The organism is Pseudomonas sp. NPDC087185, from assembly GCF_044744955.1.
Taxonomy (GTDB): domain Bacteria; phylum Pseudomonadota; class Gammaproteobacteria; order Pseudomonadales; family Pseudomonadaceae; genus Aquipseudomonas.
In genome coordinates, this window is sequence record NZ_JBIUZK010000001.1 from 792,041 (window position 1) to 807,672 (window position 15,632).

14 protein-coding genes are annotated in these 15,632 nt (G+C 62.7%); 9 read left to right on the top strand and 5 right to left on the bottom strand.

The window, feature by feature from the left end:
• Nucleotides 1–162: 162 nt before the first annotated feature.
• Complete coding sequence (mreB, locus tag ACIPIJ_RS03855) at nt 163–1,200, bottom strand: rod shape-determining protein MreB (protein ID WP_200139197.1); 1,038 nt, start codon at nt 1,198–1,200, stop codon at nt 163–165.
• A gap of 204 nt (nt 1,201–1,404) precedes the next feature.
• Between mreB and gatC the strand changes: the two genes are divergently transcribed.
• The 6 genes from gatC (at nt 1,405) to ACIPIJ_RS03885 (ending at nt 6,615) form a co-directional block, all read left to right on the top strand.
• Nucleotides 1,405–1,692 (top strand): Asp-tRNA(Asn)/Glu-tRNA(Gln) amidotransferase subunit GatC, encoded by a 288-nt coding sequence (gene gatC, locus ACIPIJ_RS03860; protein ID WP_346611977.1) that lies wholly within the window; start codon nt 1,405–1,407, stop codon nt 1,690–1,692.
• Between the two features lie 15 nt (nt 1,693–1,707).
• Nucleotides 1,708–3,159, top strand: a complete 1,452-nt coding sequence (gene gatA, locus ACIPIJ_RS03865) for an Asp-tRNA(Asn)/Glu-tRNA(Gln) amidotransferase subunit GatA (protein ID WP_401072834.1) — start codon at nt 1,708–1,710, stop codon at nt 3,157–3,159.
• An 11-nt stretch (nt 3,160–3,170) separates the two neighbouring features.
• Nucleotides 3,171–4,616: an Asp-tRNA(Asn)/Glu-tRNA(Gln) amidotransferase subunit GatB gene (gene gatB / locus ACIPIJ_RS03870; protein ID WP_346611979.1), complete on the top strand. Its 1,446-nt coding sequence runs from the start codon at nt 3,171–3,173 to the stop codon at nt 4,614–4,616.
• 137 nt (nt 4,617–4,753) lie between these two features.
• Nucleotides 4,754–5,128 (top strand): septal ring lytic transglycosylase RlpA family protein, encoded by a 375-nt coding sequence (locus tag ACIPIJ_RS03875; RefSeq protein ID WP_401072836.1) that lies wholly within the window; start codon nt 4,754–4,756, stop codon nt 5,126–5,128.
• A gap of 61 nt (nt 5,129–5,189) precedes the next feature.
• On the top strand, nt 5,190–6,233 hold the full coding sequence (locus ACIPIJ_RS03880) for a calcium/sodium antiporter (protein WP_401073441.1): 1,044 nt from the start codon (nt 5,190–5,192) through the stop codon (nt 6,231–6,233).
• Between the two features lie 10 nt (nt 6,234–6,243).
• On the top strand, nt 6,244–6,615 hold the full coding sequence (locus ACIPIJ_RS03885; RefSeq protein ID WP_401072838.1) for a carboxymuconolactone decarboxylase family protein: 372 nt from the start codon (nt 6,244–6,246) through the stop codon (nt 6,613–6,615).
• Between the two features lie 57 nt (nt 6,616–6,672).
• Here the strand turns inward: ACIPIJ_RS03885 and ACIPIJ_RS03890 are convergent, their stop codons facing one another.
• The 4 genes from ACIPIJ_RS03890 to ACIPIJ_RS03905 form a co-directional block, all read right to left on the bottom strand.
• Complete coding sequence (locus ACIPIJ_RS03890; protein WP_401072840.1) at nt 6,673–8,031, bottom strand: amino acid permease; 1,359 nt, start codon at nt 8,029–8,031, stop codon at nt 6,673–6,675.
• 55 nt (nt 8,032–8,086) lie between these two features.
• Nucleotides 8,087–9,028: an AEC family transporter gene (locus ACIPIJ_RS03895; protein WP_401072842.1), complete on the bottom strand. Its 942-nt coding sequence runs from the start codon at nt 9,026–9,028 to the stop codon at nt 8,087–8,089.
• Nucleotides 9,029–9,183: 155 nt separating this feature from the next.
• Nucleotides 9,184–9,744 carry a response regulator transcription factor gene (locus tag ACIPIJ_RS03900; RefSeq protein WP_346611983.1) on the bottom strand — a complete coding sequence of 187 codons (561 nt, stop codon included), beginning with the start codon at nt 9,742–9,744 and terminating at the stop codon, nt 9,184–9,186.
• Nucleotides 9,744–11,000 (bottom strand): ATP-binding protein, encoded by a 1,257-nt coding sequence (locus ACIPIJ_RS03905; protein ID WP_401072844.1) that lies wholly within the window; start codon nt 10,998–11,000, stop codon nt 9,744–9,746. The genes ACIPIJ_RS03900 and ACIPIJ_RS03905 overlap by 1 nt, the downstream gene beginning before the upstream one ends.
• A 203-nt stretch (nt 11,001–11,203) precedes the next feature.
• Here ACIPIJ_RS03905 and ACIPIJ_RS03910 point away from each other — a divergent pair, with 203 nt between their 5' ends.
• From ACIPIJ_RS03910 to ACIPIJ_RS03920, 3 genes are all read left to right on the top strand, one after another.
• On the top strand, nt 11,204–11,920 hold the full coding sequence (locus ACIPIJ_RS03910; protein WP_401072846.1) for an SIMPL domain-containing protein: 717 nt from the start codon (nt 11,204–11,206) through the stop codon (nt 11,918–11,920).
• 299 nt (nt 11,921–12,219) lie between these two features.
• Nucleotides 12,220–13,845 (top strand): ABC transporter substrate-binding protein, encoded by a 1,626-nt coding sequence (locus ACIPIJ_RS03915; protein WP_401072848.1) that lies wholly within the window; start codon nt 12,220–12,222, stop codon nt 13,843–13,845.
• Nucleotides 13,846–13,970: 125 nt separating this feature from the next.
• A complete protein-coding gene (locus ACIPIJ_RS03920; protein WP_401072850.1) occupies nt 13,971–15,563 on the top strand; it encodes an ABC transporter substrate-binding protein in 1,593 nt (530 codons plus the stop codon).
• The last annotated feature ends 69 nt before the right edge of the window (nt 15,564–15,632 follow it).

Sequence of the window (15,632 nt, forward strand, 5' to 3'; positions counted from 1 at the left end):
GGGCCGTTCCTCGTGGACGACTCAGGAGGTCATTGGACATGGGACAACGCACCAGCCTGGTTGCGGGTTGACGGAAACGACGCCCCAACGGACGCCAGCCCAGCGCATACAGGTAGCACTGCGCGTGCTACCTGTAAACCGGGCGCTCAGATGCAGCGGTTATCACTCGCTGGAGAGCAGGTCCATCGCGTGCTTGTCCATCATCTCCAGGGCGCGACCGCCGCCACGGGCGACACAGGTCAGCGGGTCTTCGGCGACGATTACCGGCAGGCCGGTTTCCTGGGCCAGCAGCTTGTCGAGGTCACGCAGCAGCGCGCCACCACCGGTCAGCACCAGGCCACGCTCGGCGATGTCGGAAGCCAGCTCCGGCGGCGATTGCTCCAGAGCGCTCTTGACCGCCTGGACGATGGTCGCCAAGGACTCCTGCAGGGCTTCCAGGACCTCGCTGGAGTTCAGGGTGAAGGCACGTGGCACGCCTTCGGCCAGGTTGCGGCCGCGCACGTCGACTTCGCGCACTTCGCCGCCCGGGTAGGCAGTGCCGATTTCCTGCTTGATGCGCTCGGCGGTGGATTCGCCGATCAGGCTGCCGTAGTTACGGCGCACATAGGTGACGATGGCTTCGTCGAAACGGTCGCCGCCAACACGCACGGATTCGGCATAGACCACGCCGTTCAGCGAGATCAGGGCGATTTCAGTGGTACCACCACCGATATCGACGACCATCGAGCCACGCGCTTCTTCGACCGGCAGGCCTGCACCGATGGCAGCGGCCATGGGTTCTTCGATGAGGAACACTTCACGGGCACCGGCACCCAGGGCCGACTCGCGAATGGCGCGGCGCTCTACCTGGGTCGACTTGCACGGCACGCAGATCAGCACGCGAGGGCTGGGCTGCAGGAAGCTGTTTTCGTGAACCTTGTTGATGAAATACTGCAACATTTTTTCACAAACGCTGAAGTCGGCGATGACGCCGTCTTTCATCGGACGAATGGCAGCAATGTTGCCAGGCGTACGGCCCAGCATGCGCTTGGCTTCGGTACCGACGGCAACGACGCTTTTCTGGTTGCCGTGGGTACGGATGGCAACAACCGAGGGCTCATTCAGGACGATACCGCGCTCACGCACGTAAATTAGGGTGTTGGCAGTACCCAGGTCGATGGAAAGATCGCTGGAAAACATGCCACGCAGTTTCTTGAACATGGGAAAGTGACCCTGGGGAAAGCGTGGGTAAAAAAGTGCGGCAAACTCTAACAACGGCGGGGATTTTGGGCAAGGAGCCAATATGTTAAATTGGTCGTTTTTCCGAGCATGCCAGCAGATGATCGCGGCCGTATGACCGCCAAAATGCCGACATGTTCCTCATCACGGACCCTATTCCGTTCTTTGTATCCTCTGGAGATCCCCATGGCGCTTGAACGCTGCGACGTGGAAAAGATCGCCCATCTGGCCCGCCTGGGCCTGAATGAAGGCGAACTGCCACGCATTACCGATGCACTGAACAGCATTCTCGGGCTGGTCGACCAAATGCAAGCGGTCGACACCACTGGCATCGAGCCCCTGGCCCACCCCCTGGAGGCCAGCCAGCGCCTGCGTCCCGACCAGGTCACCGAACGCAACCAGCGCGATGCCTACCAGGCCATCGCACCCTCGACCGAAAGCGGTCTGTACCTGGTTCCCAAAGTCATCGAGTAAGGGATAGAGCCTGCCATGCATCAATTGACCCTGGCCGAGATCGCCCGCGGACTCGCCGACAAGTCGTTTTCCTCCGAAGAGCTGACCGGCGCCTTGCTGGCGCGCATTCAGCAACTCGACCCGCAACTCAACAGCTTCATCAGCGTCACCGAGGAGCTGGCCCTGGGCCAGGCCCGTGCCGCCGACGCCCGTCGCGCCGCAGGCGAGACCGGCGCACTGCTGGGCGCGCCCATTGCCCACAAGGACCTGTTCTGCACCAACGGCGTACGTACCAGCTGCGGCTCGAAGATGCTCGACAACTTCAAGGCGCCGTATGACGCAACCGTGGTCGCCAAGCTGGCCGAAGCCGGCATGGTCACCCTGGGCAAGACCAACATGGACGAATTCGCCATGGGTTCGGCCAACGAATCCAGCCACTATGGCGCGGTGAAGAACCCGTGGAACCTTGAGCACGTGCCCGGCGGCTCGTCCGGTGGCTCGGCTGCGGCAGTCGCCGCGCGCCTGCTGCCAGCCACCACCGGCACCGACACCGGCGGTTCGATCCGACAGCCGGCAGCGCTGACCAACCTCACCGGCCTGAAACCGACGTACGGTCGAGTTTCGCGCTGGGGCATGATTGCCTACGCCTCCAGCCTCGACCAGGGGGGCCCGCTGGCACGCACGGCCGAAGACTGCGCGCTGCTGCTGCAAGGCATGGCCGGTTTCGACGCCAAGGACTCCACCAGCATCGATGAGCCGGTGCCGGACTACAGCGCCAACCTCAACGCCTCGCTGCAAGGCTTGCGCATCGGCCTGCCGAAGGAGTACTTCGGTGCCGGCCTCGACCCGCGCATCGCCGAACTCGTGCAGGCCAGCGTCAAGGAGCTGGAAAAGCTCGGCGCGGTGGTCAAGGAAATCAGCCTGCCGAACATGCAACACGCCATCCCGGCGTATTACGTGATCGCGCCTGCCGAAGCCTCCTCCAACCTGTCGCGTTTCGACGGCGTGCGCTTCGGCTACCGCTGCGAAGAGCCGAAAGACCTGACCGACCTGTACAAACGCTCCCGTGGCGAAGGCTTCGGCGCCGAAGTGCAGCGCCGCATCATGGTCGGCACCTACGCCCTGTCGGCCGGCTACTACGATGCTTACTACGTCAAGGCGCAGCAGATCCGCCGCCTGATCAAGAACGACTTCATGGCCGCCTTCGAAGGCGTCGACCTGATCCTCGGCCCGACCACGCCAAACCCGGCCTGGAAGCTTGGCGCCAAGAGCAGCGACCCGGTCGCCGCGTACCTGGAAGACGTCTACACCATCACCGCCAACCTGGCGGGCCTGCCGGGCCTGTCGATGCCAGCCGGCTTCGTCGATGGCCTGCCGGTCGGCGTGCAGCTGCTGGCTCCGTACTTCCAGGAAGGCCGCCTGCTCAACGTCGCGCACCGTTACCAGCAAGTCACCGACTGGCACACCCGCGCCCCCAACGGCTTCTGAGGAATTCACACATGCAATGGGAAGTTGTGATCGGGCTGGAGATTCATACCCAGCTGGCCACCCAGTCGAAGATCTTCTCCGGCAGCGCCACCACCTTCGGCTCCGAGCCGAACACCCAGGCCAGCCTGGTTGACCTCGGCATGCCCGGCGTACTGCCGGTGCTGAACCAGGAAGCCGTGCGCATGGCCTGCATGTTCGGCCTGGCGATCGACGCCGAAATCGGCAAGCGCAACGTGTTCGCGCGCAAGAACTACTTCTACCCCGACCTGCCCAAGGGCTACCAGATCAGCCAGATGGACCTGCCGATCGTCGGCAAGGGCCACCTGGACATCGCCCTTGAAGACGGCACCATCAAGCGCATCGGCGTTACCCGCGCGCACCTGGAAGAAGACGCCGGCAAGAGCCTGCACGAAGACTTCAGCGGCTCTACCGGCATCGACCTGAACCGTGCCGGCACCCCGCTGCTGGAAATCGTCTCCGAGCCGGACATGCGCAGCGCCAAGGAAGCCGTGGCCTACGTCAAGGCGATCCACGCACTGGTGCGCTACCTGGGCATCTGCGACGGCAACATGGCTGAAGGCTCGCTGCGCTGCGACTGCAACGTCTCGATCCGGCCGAAGGGCCAGGCCGAATTCGGCACCCGCTGCGAGATCAAGAACGTCAACTCGTTCCGCTTCATCGAGCGCGCCATCAACAGCGAGATCCAGCGCCAGATCGACCTGATCGAAGACGGTGGCAAGGTCATCCAGGAAACCCGCCTGTACGACCCGAACAAGGACGAGACCCGTTCCATGCGCAGCAAGGAGGAAGCCAACGATTACCGTTACTTCCCCGACCCGGACCTGCTGCCGGTGGTCATCGAGGACAGCTTCCTCGAAACCATCCGCGCCGGCCTGCCGGAGCTGCCGCCGCAAAAGGTCGAGCGCTTCCAGAGCCAGTACGGCCTGTCGGCCTACGACGCCAACGTGCTGGCGTCCAGCCGCGAACAGGCGGACTACTTCGAGCAGGTGGTGAAGATTGGCGGCGACGCCAAGCTGGCCGCCAACTGGGTCATGGTCGAGCTGGGCAGCCTGCTGAACAAGCTGGGCATCGAGATCGACCAGGCGCCGGTCAGCGCCGAGCAGCTGGGTGGCATGTTGCTGCGTATTCGCGACAACACCATCAGCGGCAAGATCGCCAAGACCGTGTTCGAGGCCATGGCTGCCGGTGAAGGCGATGCCGACAGCATCATCGAGAGCAAAGGCTTGAAGCAGGTGACCGACACCGGCGCGATCGACAAGATGCTCGACGAGATGCTCGCCGCCAACGCCGACCAGGTCGAACAGTACCGCGCCGCCGACGAGGCCAAGCGCGGCAAGATGTTCGGCTTCTTCGTCGGCCAGGCGATGAAGGCATCGAAGGGCAAGGCCAACCCTGGGCAAGTGAACCAATTGCTCAAGGCCAAGCTCGAAGGGTGAGCTGAAAAAAGCGGCGAGGGCCTCGCCCTCGATCGCGGGTGAATCGGCTCCTACAAACGCTACGCGGTACCTGTAGGAGCCGATTCATCCGCGATGGGCCGCACAGCGGCCCCAATGGCAGCACCGGAGCTCCCGACTTGCTAAAACGATCCCTCAGCACCCTCGCCTTGTTCTCCCTGCTGGCCGGCTGTGCCAGCCACGACATCGACCCCCGCGGCTACAACCAGACCGGTACTGCCTCCTATTACGGCTCGCGCCACCACGGTAAACGCACCGCCAGCGGCGAACCTTTCAACCAGCATGGCCTCAGCGCCGCCCACCGCAGCCTGCCGTTCGGCAGCAAGGTGCTGGTCACCAACCTCGCCAACCAGCGCAGTGTGGTGGTCCGCATCAACGACCGCGGCCCGCACACGCGCGGCCGGTTGATCGACCTGTCACGCGCAGCAGCAGAAAAAATCGGCATGCTCCGTAGCGGAACGGCGCGCGTCCGGGTACAAGGTTTGAGCGACTGACTCAACTGGAGCCCCGACCATTTTCGACTTGGCCACCCTCCCCACCTTCAGCCTCCTGCAACTGAGCGTAGCTCTGCTGCTGCTGGTGGCCGGCGCCGAACTGATGGTGCGCGCCGCCCTGCGCCTGGCCCAGCGCCTGCACGTGCGGCCGCTGATCATCGGCCTGAGCCTGGTGGCATTCGGAAGCACCGCGCCGCAGCTCACCGTGAGCCTGCAGGCCGCCTATCAGGGTGCGCCCGACGTCGCCGTGGGCAGCGTGATCGGCAGCAACATTTTCAATGTGCTGGTGATCCTTGGCCTGGCTGCGCTGATCATCCCACTGCGGGTATCACGCCAATTGGTGCGCCTGGACATTCCGCTGATGATCCTCGCCAGTGGGCTGGTCTATGCACTGGCAGCCAACGGCCACCTTGGCCGGGTAGAAGGCTTGGTGTTGCTGCTCGCCCTGGCAGGCTACCTGGCCATGCTCTGGCACCAGTCCCGCCACTATGCCCGCACCTACCCTGCACCACAGGCACTCGCCAGCAGCACCGGGCGCTTCTGGACCAGCACCCTGCTGCAGATCGCCTTCGGCCTTGGCCTGTTGAGCCTGGCCGGCCATCTGCTGCTGGAAGCGGCGGTCGAAGTGGCGACTGACCTGGGCCTGTCCGAACGCATCATCGGCCTGACCGTGGTCGCCGTCTGCACCTCCCTGCCGGAGTTGGCCGCAGCGTTGATCGCCGCCTTGCGGGGCGAGCGCGAGATCGCCGTGGGCACGGTGATCGGCAGCAACCTGTTCAACCTGCTGGCGGTGCTTGGCCTGACCGCGCTGACAACCCCTGAGCCACTGACCATATCCCCCAACGCGCTGGGCTTCGACCTGCCGGTGATGCTTGGCGTCGCGGCGTTGAGCCTGCCTGTTTTCTATTCCGGCTACCGGATCACCCGCGCCGAAGGGTTGGTATTCCTCTGCCTGTACCTGGCCTACGGCCTGCACGTGGCGGCCTTTACCATGGGCATGCCGCTGGCTGGCCGCCTGGAGAGGTTGATGCTGTTCTACGTTCTGCCGGTGCTCGGCGTGGTGCTGTTGTACACCACCGTTCGCGCCTGGCGCCGCCAACACTAAGGAAAACAACATGGCTGAAAACAAGACCGGCGAGCAGATTCGCCGTCAGGTGATGGGTGATGCGTTCGTCGATCGCGCCCTGGGCAATGCCACCGATTTCACTCAACCGCTTCAGGACTTCGTCAATGAACACGCCTGGGGCAGTGTTTGGGCGCGTGACGGGTTACCGCTGAAGACCCGCAGCCTGATCACCCTGGCCGCGCTGACAGCACTCAAATGCCCGCAGGAGCTCAAGGGGCATGTGCGCGGGGCGCTGAACAACGGCTGTACGGTGGAAGAGATTCGCGAGGCGTTGCTGCATTGCGCGGTGTATGCCGGGGTGCCGGCTGCGATCGATGCCTTCCGGGCGGCGCAGGAAGTCATCGACAGCTATCAAGGCTGATTCTGCTTTTTCAGCCAGTCCTCTTCGCGGGCAAGCCCGCGTAGAGGACTGCCCTACCTATTTGCCCTGGCGAGCCTTCTTCAGCTTGAAGGCCACCCAAAGCACGGCAATCCAACCCGGGATCAACATCACCGAAATGCGAATCGGCGGGGTCAGGTACATCACCACCAGAATCAGCACGATGAACGCCAGGCACAGGTAGTTGGTAATTGGGTGCCCCCAGCTCTGGTAGAACGGCTGGATGCCCGCCGCCAGCTTGGCCTTGCGGAACTTCAGGTGGGTGATGCTGATGCTGGCCCAGTTGATCACCAGCGCGGACACCGCCAGCGCCATCAGCAGGCCGAAGGCCTCACCAGGCATCAGGTAGTTGATCAGCACGCACATGCCGGTGGCGAACGCCGACACCCCCAGCGCTGTCAGCGGCACGCCGCTGCGGCTGACCTTGAGCAACTGGCGCGGCGCATCGCCCTGGCTGGCCAGGCCGAAGAGCATACGGCTGTTGGCATACACGCAGCTGTTATAGACCGACAGCGCGGCGGTCAGCACGACAATGTTGAGGATGGTAGCGACCAGGTCGCTGTCCAGTTCGTGGAAGATCATCACGAACGGGCTGCCCCCTTGCACCACCTTCTGCCACGGGTACAGCGACAGCAGCACGGCCAGTGCACCGATATAGAAGATCAGGATGCGGTATACGACCTGGTTGGTCGCCTTGGGGATGCTCTGGCGCGGGTTGTCCGCTTCGGCGGCAGTGATACCGACCAGTTCCAGGCCACCAAAGGAGAACATGATCACCGCCAGCGCCATCACCAGCCCGGTGACGCCATTGGGGAAGAACCCGCCGTACTGCCACAGGTTGGCCACGCTGGCATCCGGGCCGCCGTGGCCGCTGCTCAGCAGCCAGGCACCGAAGCCGATCATGCTGACAATGGCCACCACCTTGATCAGGGCGAACCAGAACTCCATCTCACCGTAGACCTTCACCTGTGTCAGGTTGATGAGGTTGATCACCACGAAGAAGATCGCCGCCGTTGCCCAGGTGGGAAACTCCGGCCACCAGTACTGCACATAGATGCCCACGGCGGTCAGCTCGGCCATGCCCACCAGCACATACACCACCCAGTAGTTCCACCCCGAGACAAAGCCTGCGAACTCGCTCCAGTATTGGTGCGCGAAGTGGCTGAAACTGCCGGCAACCGGTTCTTCGACCACCATTTCGCCGAGCTGGCGCATGATGAAGAAGGCCATCAGGCCAGCAATGGCATAGCCCAGCAAAACGGACGGGCCTGCCAGCTGGATGGTCTGGGCAATGCCCAGGAACAACCCGGTACCGATGGCACCGCCCAGCGCGATCAGCTGGATATGGCGATTCTTCAGCCCGCGCTGCAACCGCTCGGGCGTGCTCTGGTCTTGCATGAAGTGTCCTTTAGGTCAGTGAGGCAGGATTTTTGTGTTGTTTGCAGCCAAGGATCTAGATCCATCCGCCCCACTGCAAGATGAAAATACCAATATTGGTGGTAATCGCCGCCATTAGCGTAGTAATCACGATGATCGAGGCCGCCAGTTCATGGTTGCCGTTGGCCGCACGGGCCATGACGTAACTGGCTGCCGCCGTCGGGCTGCCGATGTACAGAAACAGGATGCCAAGCTCCGCCCCGCGAAAACCGCAAAGCCAGGCCCCGAAGGTGCCGATCACTGGCAACCAGACCATTTTCACCAGGCTGGCATCGATGGCCAGCTTGCCGCTGTCACGCAGCGCCGCCAGTGACAGGGTGCCGCCAATGCAGATCAGCGCCAGCGGCAGGGTCATCTGCGCCAGGTAGTCGCCCGAGGTGAGCAGCCAGTTGGGCAGCGGCACCTGGCCGTAGGCCATGGGCGTAGCCACCAGCACGCTGATGATCAGCGGGTTGCTGAAAATGCTCTTGCAGATGCTCCAGGGGTCGGACTTGAGGTTCGGGCTGTACACCGCCAGCACCACCGCCGACAGCGAGTTGTACATGAGGATCACCAGGCCGGCGAGCACCGCGCCGAGCGAAATGCCGTAGTCGCCGTACAGGCTAGCCGCCAGGGCCAGGCCGATGACGCCGTTGTTGCCACGGAACGCACCCTGGGTGTAGATGCCACGGTCGGCCAGCGGGCTGCGCCAGATCGCCAGGCCCCAGGCAACGGCGAAACCGACCAGGGTGGCGGCGACGAAATACAGGATGACACCCGGTTTGACCGCCGACGCAAGGTCTGCGTGGTAGATGCCGAGGAACAGCAGCGCGGGCATGCAGACGTTGAACACCAACTGCGAGGCGACCCGGTTGAAGTTGTCGTCGATCAGGTGGATGCGTTTGAGGAAGATGCCCATGAACAGCATGGCGAAGACCGGTGCCGTGATGTTCAGCGTCTGGATAAGAAGGGCGAGCATGCGCAAGCGATCCTGAAGGGGGTTGCCGTTAGGGCGCTAATGATACGTCAACAGGCCAGGAGTTACGGGGATCAGCTGCAATATAATGAAATTTCTGGCAGTACCGGCCCTATCGCCAGCTTGCCGGCGATAGGGCCGGTACTGCCAGGATAGGTTCAGCGCCGGACGGGCCGCTTCTGCAGCTTGCGCTGCAAGGTCCGCCGGTGCATGCCCAGCGCCCGCGCGGTGGCGGAGATATTGCCTTCGTGCTCGCCCAGCACGCGCTGGATGTGCTCCCACTGCAGGCGGTCCACCGACATCGGGTTTTCCGGTACCAGCGTGTCCAGGTCGGTGTGCTCCGAGAGCAGCGCCGCCAGCACATCATCGGCATCGGCCGGTTTGCACAGGTAGTTGCAGGCCCCGCGCTTGACCGCCTCGACCGCAGTGGCGATGCTCGAGTAACCGGTGAGGATCACCACGCGCATTTCCGGGTCCAGCTCCAGCAGCTTGGGCAGCAGCACCAGGCCCGAGTCGCCTTCCATTTTCAGGTCCAGCGTGGCGTAGTCCGGCAGGTCGTTCTGGGCCAGGACCAAGCCCTCTTCGGCGGAGCTCGCAGTGCTTACGCGAAAGCCCCGACGGCTCATGGCACGGGCCATGACCCGGGTGAAGGTGGCATCGTCGTCCACCAGCAGCAGGTGCGGCAGCTCTTCGCTTTCGACCTGGTTTTCTTCGCTCATCATTGATCTCCTCGCGTGCCATGGGGCAGGCGCAGTTCGGTGAGGGTGCCACCCTGCTCATGACTATAGAGTTTCACCGAGCCGCCCGCACGGGTCACGCTGGCTTTGCTCAGGAACAGGCCCAGGCCGAAGCCTTTGCCCTTGGTGGTAATGAAGGGTTTGCCGATGGCTTCGGCAATGGCCGGCGGTACGCCAGGGCCATGGTCACGGATGCTGATGACAATGTCCTGGGCATCCCAGTCCAGCTGCACTTGCAGGTCATCAGGGCAGGCATCGGCGGCATTGTTCAACAGGTTCAACAGCGCCTGGGTCAGGTCCGGCGGCGGGGTCAGGCGAGGTACCTGGCCGTCGCGCAGGCGCTGGAAGCGGTAGCTGGCTTCCGGGCGCATCAAGTGCCAACGGTTGAGGGCCTCGTCGAGCCACTCGGTCACGTCCTGCTCGACCACCGCCAGGCGGCGATTGGCTTCGGCGGCGCGCACCAGTTGCTGCAGGGTCTCCTTGCACAGTTTGACCTGGTCCTGAAGGATCTGCAGGTCTTCCTGCAACAGCGGGTCCTTGTGGTCCTGGCGCATTTCATTGAGCAGCACACTCATGGTCGCCAGCGGCGTACCCAGTTCGTGGGCTGCACCTGCGGCCTGGGTGGCCACGGCCAGCAGTTGCTCATCGCGCAGGCTCTCTTCACGGCGCTCCGAGCGCAACTGCTCCTGGCGGCGCAACTCTTCGGCCATGCGTGCGGCAAAGAAGGTGATCACCGCAGCAGCCAGCGCGATGCTCAGCCACATGCCGTAGACCTGCATCTTGTCCCGCGCCATCGGCAGCCCTTCGAGCGGGTAGAACTGTACCAGCAGCAGGCTGTAGGCGGTCAGGGCGATACCCGAGAGGATCAGCGAGTAGAGCCAGGGCAAGGTCACTGCGGCGATCGCCAGCGGCACCAGGTAATAAGAGACGAACGGGTTGGTCGAACCGCCCGAGTAATAAAGCAGGGCACTGTGGATCAGCAGGTCGCAGGCCAGCTGCAACGCATATTCAAGCTCGGTGACCGGCAACGACAGGCGCAGGCGCAGGGCGGTGAAGGCACACAGCAGGGACGAAAGGGCCAGGGTCGCAGCCAGCGAGAACCACGGCAGTGGCAACAGTTCGGTCCAGTAGGCGACGCCCACGGAGCCAGCCTGGGCGGCCAGGACCAGAACGCGAATGACAGTCAGGCGCCAGAGGTTCTGGCGTGTAGCGGACAGCGGTTGTGCGGCGGCGAGCATGCGCTCTCCTGATGAGTGCTCCAGGAAAATCGGCTGGAGTATACCGAAGCCGGGCGGCCAGCTGCAGCGATGCGGCAAAGCGCCACACGTTGTCACAGGTTCATGATGGCACTTTTGAACCCACTACACTGTTCCCGGTCTGATGGGCCATGCGTGGAATGGATGGCCAGAACCCACGCCTTTTTATTGCCAAGGAGTTTCCCATGCCTATCCCTCGTCGCGGCGCTGCCCTGATCATCTCCTGCGGCCTGCTCGCCAGCCTGCCGGCGCTGGCGGCTGATGAGCCGCGCTACAACCAGGTGTCGTTGCGCGCCGAAGTCAGCAAGGAAGTGCCACGCGACCTGATGGTCGTGACCCTGTACAGCGAAGCGCAGAACACCGACCCGGGCAAGCTCGCCAAGGAAATCACCGACACCATGAACAAGGCCGTGCAGCAGGCGCGCCAGGTCAAGGACGTGAAAATCAGCCAGGGCAGCCGCAACAGCTACCCGATTTACGACAGCAAGGGCCAGAAGATTACCGGCTGGCGCGAACGTGCCGAACTGCGCCTGGAAAGCGCCGACTTCCCGGCCCTGTCACAGCTCAGCGCCGACCTGCTGCAAGCGCTGAAGATGGGCGGCATGGACTTCTCCATCGCCCCGGCCACGCGCAAAACCAGCGAGGACGAACTGCTCAAGGAGGCGGTCAACGCTTTCAAGGCCCGTGCACAACTGGCCACCGAAGCGCTGGGCGGCAAGGGCTATAAAGTGGTCAGCCTGAACCTCAACAGCAGCGGTTACCCGCGCCCCTACCTGCGCAGCGCGCCGATGATGATGAAAGCCATGGGGGCTGATGAAGCCGCACCGGCGCCGGATATCGAAGCAGGTACCAGTGAAGTCAGCATGAACGCCGATGGGCTGATCGAAGTGCAGATGCCCTGAACGAACAGGGGGCGCCAAGCGCCCCTTTTTAACGCAGTTTCAGACCTTTCCTACACATCGCAACGGTGCATCCTACATAAACCCAGCCTCGAAATATTCTGCAAAAAGCCATCATTTCGCCTGCGCAAACGTTCAACTTCATCGAAAGTTACACCGATGCGACATCCATGTACGCCCGTACTACTTTTCTGACGCCAACTATCCTTCTGAGTGTTGCATTGGGTACACCCCCTGCATAAGTATCCGCAGGTCGGCTCACGAGGCCACCTCAAATCAAAAATGACAACAATGAGGCCACCATGCTCAAACACGCAGTCATTCCGTTTCTGCTCGGCGCAGGTTTGCTAAGCGGCGCCCCGATTGCCCACGCGGCGTCCAACCTGGTGTTCTGCTCCGAAGGCAGCCCGGCCGGTTTCGACCCCGGGCAATACACCACCGGAACCGACTTCGACGCCTCGGCCGAGACCGTGTTCAACCGCCTGACCCAGTTCGAACGGGGCGGCACCGCCGTCATCCCGGGCCTGGCCACCCAGTGGGACGTGTCCGACGACGGCAAGGCCTACACCTTCCACCTGCGTGAAGGCGTGAAATTCCACACCACCGACTACTTCAAGCCCACGCGTGCATTCAACGCCGACGACGTGCTGTTCACCTTCAACCGCATGCTCGACAAGAACCACCCGTTCCGGAAGGCCTACCCCACCGAATTCCCCTACTTCACCGACATGGGCATGGACAAGAACATCGCCAAGGTGGAGAAGGTCGACGAACACACCGTCAAGTTCACCCTCAACGAAGTGGACGCCGCGTTCATCCAGAACCTGGCGATGAGCTTCGCCTCCATCCAATCGGCCGAGTACGCCGACCAGTTGCTCAAGGACGGCAAGGCTGCCGATATCAACCAGAAGCCGATCGGTACCGGCCCGTTCGTGTTCAGCAAGTACCAGAAGGACGCTCAGATCCGTTTCAAGGGCAACAAGGACTACTGGAAGCCCGAGGACGTGAAGATCGACAACCTGATCTTCGCCATCACCACCGATGCCTCGGTGCGCATGCAAAAGCTGAAGAAGAACGAGTGCCAGGTCACCCTGTTCCCGCGCCCCGCCGACATCGAGCCGCTCAAGGCCGACAAGAACCTGCAGATGCCGAATCAGGCCGGCTTCAATCTCGGCTACATCGCCTACAACGTGATGGACAAGATCAAGGGCAGCAACGCGCCCAACCCCATGGCCAAGCTCGAAGTGCGCCAGGCGCTGGACATGGCGGTGGACAAGAAAAGGATCATCGAGTCGGTCTACCAGGGGGCCGGTCAGTTGGCGGTCAACGGCATGCCGCCGACCCAGTGGTCCTATGACGACAGCATCAAGGATGCAGCCTACGACCCGGAAAAGGCCAAGCAACTGCTCAAGCAAGCCGGCATCAAGGAAGGCACCGAGATCACCCTGTGGGCCATGCCGGTGCAACGCCCGTACAACCCCAATGCCAAGCTGATGGCCGAGATGCTGCAATCCGACTGGGCCAAGATCGGCATCAAGGCGAAGATCGTCAGTTACGAGTGGGGCGAATACATCAAGCGCTCCAAAGGCGGCGAACAAGGCGCCATGCTGATCGGCTGGAGTGGCGACAACGGTGACCCGGACAACTGGCTGGGTACCCTGTACGGCTGCGACGCCATCGATGGCAACAACTTCTCCAAGTGGTGCTACAAGCCCTACGACGACCTGATCAAGCAGGCCAAGGCCACCTCTGACCAGGCCAAGCGCACCGAGCTTTATCAGAAGGCGCAGCACATCCTCAAGGAACAGGTGCCGATCACCCCGATCGCCCACTCCACCGTCTACCAGCCGATGAACGCCAAGGTGAAGGACTTCAAGATCAGCCCGTTTGCACTGAACGCCTTCTACGGCGTCAGCGTGGAAAAATAACACCGGGCCACCCTTCCCCATTCCCGTAAATGAAACCCACCCCGACGCTACCGCGCCGGGGTTGGGGCCCCTGTTGCCGCCATTCGTACCCCGACGCGGCAAAACAGACGGAAAAAGGATTTGCCATGCGCCATATCAACCTGTTTTCGACCCTGCTCGCCCTGGGCCTGCTGGCCCCAGCCTGCGCCGCCCAGGCCAATAACCTGGTGTTCTGCTCCGAGGGCAGCCCGGCCGGCTTCGACACCGCCCAATTCACCAGCGCCACCGACAATGATGCGGCGGAGCCTATCTACAACCGCCTGGTGGAATTCGAACGCGGCGGCACGGCCGTGCAACCTGCGCTGGCGAGCACATGGGAGGTGTCCGAAGATGGCCTGCGTTACACCTTCCACTTGCGCGAAGGGGTGAAGTTCCACGCCAACAAGGCCTTCACGCCCAGCCGCGACTTCAACGCCGACGACGTGCTGTTCACCTTCAACCGCATGCTCGACAAGGGTCACCCGTTCCGCCAGGCGTACCCCACCGAGTTCCCCTACTTCGTCAGCATGGGCCTGGACAAGAACATCGCCCGGGTCGAAAAAGCCGGGCCGTTGACCGTGGTGTTCACCCTGAACAAGGTCGACGCCGCATTTATTCAGAACATCGCCATGAGTTTCGCCTCGATCCTGTCCGCCGAGTACGCCGAGCAACTGATGGCCAGCGGCCGCCCCAGCGACATCAACCAGCAACCCATCGGCACTGGCCCGTTCGTGTTCCAGCGTTACCAGAAGGATTCGCAGATCCGCTTCAAGGGCAACAAGGACTATTGGGCGCCCGATGAGGTGAAGATCGACAACCTGGTGTTCTCGATCAACACCGACCCTTCGGTGCGCATCCAGAAGCTGCGCCGCAACGAATGCCAGGTCACCCTGCACCCGCGCCCGGCCGACCTGCCGGCGCTCAAGGCCGACGGCAAGCTGCAGGTGCTGCAGCAACCCGGCTTCAACCTCGGCTACATCGCCTACAACACCCAGCACCCGCCGTTCGACCGCCTGGAAGTGCGCCAGGCCATGGACATGGCGGTGAACAAGCAGGCGATTCTGCAAGCGGTGTATCAGGACTCCGGCCAACTGGCGGTCAACGCCATGCCGCCGACGCAGTGGTCCTATGACAACAGCCTCAAGGACGCACCGTTCGACCCGGAAAAGGCCAAGCAGCTGCTCGAACAGGCCGGGGTCAAGCCCGGCACCGAAGTCACCCTGTGGGCCATGCCCGTGCAGCGTCCGTACAACCCAAATGCCAAGCTCATGGCCGAGATGCTCCAGGCCGACTGGCACAAGCTCGGCTTCAAGGTGCGCATCGTCAGTTACGAATGGGGCGAGTACCTCAAGCGCATGAAGAGCGGCGAGCACGACATCGCCCTGATTGGCTGGACCGGTGACAACGGTGACCCGGACAACTGGCTCGGCACCCTCTACAACTGCGACGCCATCGGCAGCAACAACTACTCGCTGTGGTGCGACCCGCAGTACGACAGCCTGGTCAAGCGGGCCAAGCAGGTCACCAACCAAGAGCAACGCACCGCGCTGTACCAGCAAGCCCAGCAGCGCCTCAAACAGCAGGTGCCGATCACCCCGGTGGCGCATTCCACGGTGAACCAGCCGCTCAGCGTCAAGGTGGCCGATTTCAAGGTAAGCCCCTTTGGCCGCAATGACTTTTCCGGTGTGAGTGTTGATTAGGCCAACACTGCCCCCTCCCCTGATTAGCCCGGCAACCCCAGGCAACCCTGGCAACACCGCTAAACCCCG

Coding starts and splice junctions, on each gene's coding strand:
- mreB (WP_200139197.1), bottom strand. CDS start 1,200: ATGTTCAAGAAACTGCGTGGCATGTTTTCCAGCGATCTTTCCATCGAC.
- gatC (WP_346611977.1), top strand. CDS start 1,405: ATGGCGCTTGAACGCTGCGACGTGGAAAAGATCGCCCATCTGGCCCGC.
- gatA (WP_401072834.1), top strand. CDS start 1,708: ATGCATCAATTGACCCTGGCCGAGATCGCCCGCGGACTCGCCGACAAG.
- gatB (WP_346611979.1), top strand. CDS start 3,171: ATGCAATGGGAAGTTGTGATCGGGCTGGAGATTCATACCCAGCTGGCC.
- ACIPIJ_RS03885 (WP_401072838.1), top strand. CDS start 6,244: ATGGCTGAAAACAAGACCGGCGAGCAGATTCGCCGTCAGGTGATGGGT.
- ACIPIJ_RS03890 (WP_401072840.1), bottom strand. CDS start 8,031: ATGCAAGACCAGAGCACGCCCGAGCGGTTGCAGCGCGGGCTGAAGAAT.
- ACIPIJ_RS03895 (WP_401072842.1), bottom strand. CDS start 9,028: ATGCTCGCCCTTCTTATCCAGACGCTGAACATCACGGCACCGGTCTTC.
- ACIPIJ_RS03900 (WP_346611983.1), bottom strand. CDS start 9,744: ATGAGCGAAGAAAACCAGGTCGAAAGCGAAGAGCTGCCGCACCTGCTG.
- ACIPIJ_RS03905 (WP_401072844.1), bottom strand. CDS start 11,000: ATGCTCGCCGCCGCACAACCGCTGTCCGCTACACGCCAGAACCTCTGG.
- ACIPIJ_RS03910 (WP_401072846.1), top strand. CDS start 11,204: ATGCCTATCCCTCGTCGCGGCGCTGCCCTGATCATCTCCTGCGGCCTG.
- ACIPIJ_RS03915 (WP_401072848.1), top strand. CDS start 12,220: ATGCTCAAACACGCAGTCATTCCGTTTCTGCTCGGCGCAGGTTTGCTA.
- ACIPIJ_RS03920 (WP_401072850.1), top strand. CDS start 13,971: ATGCGCCATATCAACCTGTTTTCGACCCTGCTCGCCCTGGGCCTGCTG.